At 39.0% G+C, this 5,861-nt stretch carries 11 protein-coding genes; all 11 read right to left on the reverse strand.

What is annotated here, in order from left to right; genetic code table 11:
- Positions 1 to 96 precede the first annotated feature (96 nt).
- On the reverse strand, positions 97 to 348 hold the full coding sequence (locus tag ACTQXY_RS14870; protein WP_441660117.1) for a DUF3784 domain-containing protein: 252 nt from the start codon (positions 346 to 348) through the stop codon (positions 97 to 99).
- 75 nt (positions 349 to 423) lie between these two features.
- The gene (locus ACTQXY_RS14875; protein WP_441660118.1) at positions 424 to 756 is read right to left on the reverse strand and encodes a hypothetical protein; all 333 of its coding nucleotides are present in this window, start codon (positions 754 to 756) and stop codon (positions 424 to 426) included.
- Positions 757 to 796: 40 nt separating this feature from the next.
- Entirely contained in the window at positions 797 to 970 is a 174-nt protein-coding gene (locus ACTQXY_RS14880) for a DUF6440 family protein (RefSeq protein WP_441660119.1), read from the reverse strand.
- 525 nt (positions 971 to 1,495) lie between these two features.
- Complete coding sequence (locus ACTQXY_RS14885) at positions 1,496 to 2,434, reverse strand: sigma-70 family RNA polymerase sigma factor (RefSeq protein ID WP_441660120.1); 939 nt, start codon at positions 2,432 to 2,434, stop codon at positions 1,496 to 1,498.
- A gap of 66 nt (positions 2,435 to 2,500) precedes the next feature.
- The gene (locus tag ACTQXY_RS14890; RefSeq protein ID WP_441660121.1) at positions 2,501 to 3,349 is read right to left on the reverse strand and encodes a hypothetical protein; all 849 of its coding nucleotides are present in this window, start codon (positions 3,347 to 3,349) and stop codon (positions 2,501 to 2,503) included.
- 11 nt (positions 3,350 to 3,360) lie between these two features.
- Positions 3,361 to 3,780, reverse strand: coding sequence for a hypothetical protein (locus ACTQXY_RS14895; protein ID WP_441660122.1), 420 nt, complete (start codon positions 3,778 to 3,780; stop codon positions 3,361 to 3,363).
- Between the two features lie 235 nt (positions 3,781 to 4,015).
- On the reverse strand, positions 4,016 to 4,219 hold the full coding sequence (locus ACTQXY_RS14900) for a hypothetical protein (protein ID WP_441660123.1): 204 nt from the start codon (positions 4,217 to 4,219) through the stop codon (positions 4,016 to 4,018).
- Positions 4,216 to 4,398 (reverse strand): hypothetical protein, encoded by a 183-nt coding sequence (locus tag ACTQXY_RS14905; protein WP_441660124.1) that lies wholly within the window; start codon positions 4,396 to 4,398, stop codon positions 4,216 to 4,218. The genes ACTQXY_RS14900 and ACTQXY_RS14905 overlap by 4 nt, the downstream gene beginning before the upstream one ends.
- Positions 4,382 to 4,522, reverse strand: a complete 141-nt coding sequence (locus ACTQXY_RS14910; protein ID WP_441660125.1) for a hypothetical protein — start codon at positions 4,520 to 4,522, stop codon at positions 4,382 to 4,384. The genes ACTQXY_RS14905 and ACTQXY_RS14910 overlap by 17 nt, the downstream gene beginning before the upstream one ends.
- Positions 4,523 to 4,656: 134 nt before the next feature.
- A complete protein-coding gene (locus tag ACTQXY_RS14915; RefSeq protein ID WP_441660126.1) occupies positions 4,657 to 5,160 on the reverse strand; it encodes a hypothetical protein in 504 nt (167 codons plus the stop codon).
- Positions 5,161 to 5,284: 124 nt separating this feature from the next.
- Positions 5,285 to 5,461, reverse strand: coding sequence for a hypothetical protein (locus ACTQXY_RS14920; protein ID WP_441660127.1), 177 nt, complete (start codon positions 5,459 to 5,461; stop codon positions 5,285 to 5,287).
- Positions 5,462 to 5,861 lie beyond the last annotated feature (400 nt).

A 5,861-nucleotide genomic window follows, 5' to 3' on the forward strand; every position in this document is an offset into this window, starting at 1 on the left:
TGCCACTCGTTATGATAAGTTGGCATTCACATATATGGGGTTTATATGCCTTGCTTCAATCCTGATTTGGATAAAATAATCAAAAACTCATAATTTTCAAACACGCTCTAGTAGGGTAAAAATATTTTCTGATTTTTCATTGTCACCCATGATATGTGATATTATCAGAAGTATATCGACAGTTCCTACACAGCAACTCATTACTCTGCATAATTTTTTGTGATCATATTTTTGCTTTTCCTTATCACTCATCATGTTATATCCTGCAAATAACCAACTACCCTTTTCATTCCAAAAGGCAATCGCCATAATTGCAAATATAACATACAATAGATAATCACCGTTCATCTCATCACCTCTAATTTCAAATCTTAATGTTAATGGAATTTGTCACTACAACAAGCATTATTGTGTTAACTCTCCCTATCTCTCAACATATTTCACATATGGAACAAACTTTTCCCCTAGATCTTCCAATAATATTTGATTATTGTCGAACTCATAGATTTCGGTTCTGATAGGCAAAAGAGTAGCATCCCAATTATTGAAGTCATTTGTTATCCCAATGTTGCTTATTTTTCTAATGTATTTGTCTTTTTCGAAATTCTCATTTTTTACCCCGTCTATATCTGTAACATTTACATAGGCAGCATCTTCATAAACAAACATATCTATAATACTATGATCATCGAAATACAACTGTTCCGGAGTCAATTCAGTGCTTAATACTGAACCACATCCTGAAAAACCAATCATAAAAAACACCCATACCTAAATTAGTTCTTAATGTTATGATTTATTTTGTAATAATAGGTTTTCCCTCCGCATCTAATAGTGGTGTTAAACCACCTCCAAATCCACTTGCAATAAAAAAATAATTTACTCCTGTCTCTTTATCAACATATATTGTTTTCTCACTTTTTAATCCCGTTTCTTGATACACTACTTCAAATCTATTATTTTTACTCATTTCAAAGCACCTCCAGCTTCTAATTTGTTTATTTCTCATAATATCATACTTTGTAATTATTTACACCATTATAATCACAAAAAATAACGCAGACAATACCTCTACTATCTGCGCATTCCTTTAATGTCTTCTTGAAATATTTCCAAGCATACATAAGCCGCGTACACAAGCTCACGAACAAGTTCGTTCGCTTGTGGGGTGACGCCCCATAAAGCAAAAAATGCGACACACCTTCTTACAAGTCATCTTACTACGGCAGTGCTTCACAAGCTCACGAGGCAGGCTCGTTCGCTTGACGGGCATATGCCCTATGAATAAAACAAGAGGCAGTCCTCCCTGTATGCAAGCATACGGAGTTCTACCTCTTATTTTATTCGCACTGCCTATTTCTGCACAATGTCTTTCATGTTTTTATATACTTTTTCGGATTTTTATTCTGCTTTTTAACCGCTAAATTCACATCAAAATCATTTAATTTTATCTATTGCAGATATTTCAGTATCATATTAGTATCACACAACACCGCTATGCATACCCTAGCATTTTCCTGATTCTTGCATTCTCTTCCATGATGCGCCTATGCTCCTCTTCCCATTCCATTTCCCGCAACGCCTCACGCTCAACCTCACTCATCCATGTCCTTTGGAAATTCTCTACACCTACATGGTGATAGCTGTGTGCTGACAGATATTGCTCAAAGTACGGTTTAAACTTCCGGGATCTACTTGGGATTCTAAGCGTTCTTATGGCTTTGCTTTCCAAATTCTGCACCGCACCTGCAGCAATACCAAGAGCCTCTCCTGTATCTTTCCTGGTCATGCTCTGCTGGTATCTTTTCCTGATGACTTCTGACTGCTCCCTTGGCAGTTTATCAACAGCAATCCACAGTTCTTTCTTCATGGCAGCAGTATCTAATCTTTCGGCCACATCTGCCTCTATATCTTCATCTGATGCTATGGTATCCTCAATCGTAAAATCTTCCTCTTCTCCGCCCACAACTTCGCTCAGGCTCTTTATCTGCCCAATTCTCGCATTTTCCTGTATTGTGTGGAGCTTTTCTCGGTCAACACCTAAAAGATGGCACAGCTCACGCTCAGACGGCTCACTGCCATAATATTGGCGATATTCCCGCAATATCTTCTTGTATTTCGCTATCCACTCTCTCGCATGGACCGGAAGTCTTACCACACCGCCACAATTATCAATATACCGCTGCATAGTCTGCTTAATCCAAAAGCCTGCGTAACTGATAAACGCCACGCCCTTATCCTCGTCATAGTGCTCTACTGCTGCACACAATCCTATATAAGCCTCTTGTTTTAAATCTTCTATTTCTGCATATCCCGAATATTTCAACGCCATTTTATGAATGAATCCATGATTCTGCTCATACAGTATAAGCATATTATCAGCAGTATCAACTCCGGCTCTGATTCGGGCAACTAACTGTTCATTGTCCATCATTTGCGCCACCTTTCAAAAAATACCCCGAACAATCAAAACTGAAAGCTCGAGGTATTTATATTATTTTTACACTGCAGCTTTATTCTGCTGGTAGTAAATCGCCTTTTTCTTGTTATCAAGTACATGTGCATCATATGCGATACGTCCCTCAATCAAGTAGCCACTGATTCCCGGAGGATTGTCATGTGTTTTGTATTCTGCAAGTTTTGTCGGTGCTACTGTCGCACAAGGGTGTGCAACCATAAACCCAAAGTCTTTTGGTACTCGTGAAGATGATACTTTAATCACATTCATACCATCTAAATTTGAGATCACCCCTTTTAATCGCATATCTTCACCAACATTAGTGTTGAGTACAATTTCTTTACTCTGTTTCATAATCTGATATACTGTAGGAACAACTAATAAAACTCTTCCAGTCTCATGTACTTCCGCATCATCAAGCGCCGTTGTCGCTTTTACAATCTCAGTATAGATATTATCAGCAGTCAATGTTACTGGTTCCGGTTTTGTCCCTGCATCCTCACACATCTTGCCGTACACATAAGAATCCACTTCCGGCACTGTAACTTCTCTTAACTGTCTTGCAAGTGCCGAAGCTGGCTCCAATGTACTTCCTGTTTCGTCACTGTCTAATTTGTCAATTACGAATGTGAAAGAACGGTCTTTTCGAACGAGCATTGCTTGAGTTGTTGCATCAAGGTTACTAACATTCCCATAGCGTGAACCTGTTGCTCCGCTCCCCGTCCCAGCTCTGTCATAATCATTCATTTCAGACGTTCCAATTTTATACACTTTTATAGTGTTTGCCCCTGTCCAATCGAAATCATCATTTGTCAGTAGCGATTTTTTACTTTCTGCCTTGAAAAGTTCATCTACATAAGGCAGGTATTTGGTTACTAATTCAATAGCCATGTTTTACTCTCCTATCTCTTTAGCCCCATAGCAGCACGAATTTGAGCGGCTTCTGTACCGCTTGCCCCGTTATTAGTCGGTCCGACAGCGTTTAGTATCGGCTCTTTCAATTTCTGCACATATGGGGCGATTATCTTAATACATTTGTCTACGGTTACTTTATCCATCCCCTTGAACTCATCCACTAACTCTTTTGGCAGTCCAAATTCGGCTACCTGTTCACGGACATACAACGCATTTTCACGCGCCTGCAAGTCGAGTTCACTCTGATTCGGTTCATTTGGTGTTTTTACCCTTGCAAGACGTTCCTGCACAATTCTATTCACTTCTTCTTGTGTGAACATCTTTTCAGTTTCCGCCTGCTGTGTTTGTGTTTTATTTCCGCCCAGTTGTGTACTGGTGTTCATTGCATTTTCTTCCATGCTTTTCATGTCCTTTCCCCGTTTTACGCCCGGTCGGCTATTCATAAAATTGAAAAAAGAATAGTGTAAATAAAAAAAGAAGAATATAGAACAAATAAAAAAGGACGTAAGAACGGCTATGGTCGCATTTCACGACTTTAGCTATTCCCACGCCCTGTATAGGCTTACACTGAGATGAGAGGAACCCAGTGCGGTACTTATATTATTCTATTTGCTCTAAAATAATTATATCAAATGTCGCAGCTTATTGCAATGTTCTTTTCATAAATTCCAGTAGTCTCTTGCACTCTTCTGATTTACTGAAATTTTCTGCCAATAGCTTCATAATTTCCCGCTGCCTTTTCTTTCTTCTCCGGCTCTCTCCGCTCTTGATACCTCCCTTTCTTCCCATTTCCCGTAGTTCGTTCGGGCTTCGCTCGGTGTTCGGTATTAAATTTGAATCATTCACGAATTAACCCCCTCTCCCGCTTCGCTCGGGCTTCGTTCACGGTTCAAGATACCGTAAGCCCTTTTATACCTCCCCTTTGCCGGTTGTTTCTTCCAACTCTTCACAAGAGAGGAAAGAGGTCTTGTAACCTCTTCTAGTTCCTCGTCTGTGGTATATGATATTTTAATCTTCACGCTCATACTCTTCTTCCTCCTTGATAAGTCCGGCACCTACTAAAAGCATGTAAATTTTTCGTACATCTGCATATGCTGCATCCTTTAACGCCCTTTCTATCTCTTTCAACATGTCACTTCTGTAAAGCATTTTATTTGCCTCCTCTCATGATTTTCGGCTGGTAAACCGTGCCGATCAGGTACAAATGACCCCCGCACAAGCATTTCTCCCGTTCTGCTGTAGCTTGGTACTTTCTTCCGCAACATAAGCATTTCTTGTATGTATTAATTGGCTTCATTGACTGCACCTGCCTTTCTTCTGCGCTCTGTTCTTTTTCCTCGAATGACACCGTACCGAAACGCATTCATTACTGCAGAATATGGATTTTCTGCTTTGCATAATATTTCTTTCAAAACACGCCTTTCGCATTCTTTTATACAGCCCCTAGATGCATAGAAGATTTCACGCTTCACAACATTATTAATTCTAAACTTTTGCATAATTATCAACGAACCTCGCAACATATCCGGTATATTTTCTATAATTTCATTTCGCCCTGCAGTATCTGCGGATAGATATTTTTCAGCAGTAGCAAGAAGCACATCATACAAATCGGACTCTTTATTCAAAACAAGATACCCACTTCTACTATCCGTGAACACTGTCAACTCTTTAATACTGATTCCATCTGGCCAATTTTTTAATATAGATTGTGTCATTTCAAGCGTTAAGTCACAAACGCTACAAGCTGCAATCTTCAATTCTTCATTAATTACCTCGTATCCCATAATTTCACCTATTCCTTTCACTGAATATCTGTTATAATATTCATGTATCATTTCTTAAACGCTGGCAGGCATCAAGATAGATACATGGCCCTTGTCTAATTGCCGTTAGATGAGGGCGTTTCTCTTAATTTGTATCAACATTTCCTGCAATTCGTAAAAAGTAATACCCTTTACTTTGAAAATGATTCGGCGGTATGTAGCCAATGCAATCAGACAACTTGGTTAGATTGTCATTGATTCCCTCTAGCGCATCAGCAATTCGTTCAAGTTGTTCTAACTTCTTCTCTTCATATTCTGTCATTGTTCTGTCTCCTTTCTAATCTCCGCAAACTTTTTCTAGATACATTAAAAATTAAAGTGCTATGCTCATCATCGTAATATGTAAAGTCTGCATAAAATCCGCATCTAGCCATTGCTTGTTTAAGTTCTTCGTGTGTTACCCAAGGCAGATACTCGCGCACGATTTCGAGTATTTGGAAAGAATTGTAAAAATCCGCCCTTATCATTTTTGTCGGTTTTAAATTCTTATATATCCAATCTGACAGCCGAATTTGACGATCAACAACATTATTAAATGTCAAAATCCCACATCCTCGTATTATAAAGTAGTAGTGTTTATAGACCCTCTCCAAGGTCTATATGCTATACTGTTGGAGATACTGTGGATTGTTTAAAACCTCCTACCATTCGATGGTTTACGA

This window comes from Faecalimonas sp. LCP19S3_D12 (assembly GCF_052121495.1).
In the GTDB taxonomy this organism is placed as follows: Bacteria; Bacillota; Clostridia; order Lachnospirales; family Lachnospiraceae; genus Faecalimonas.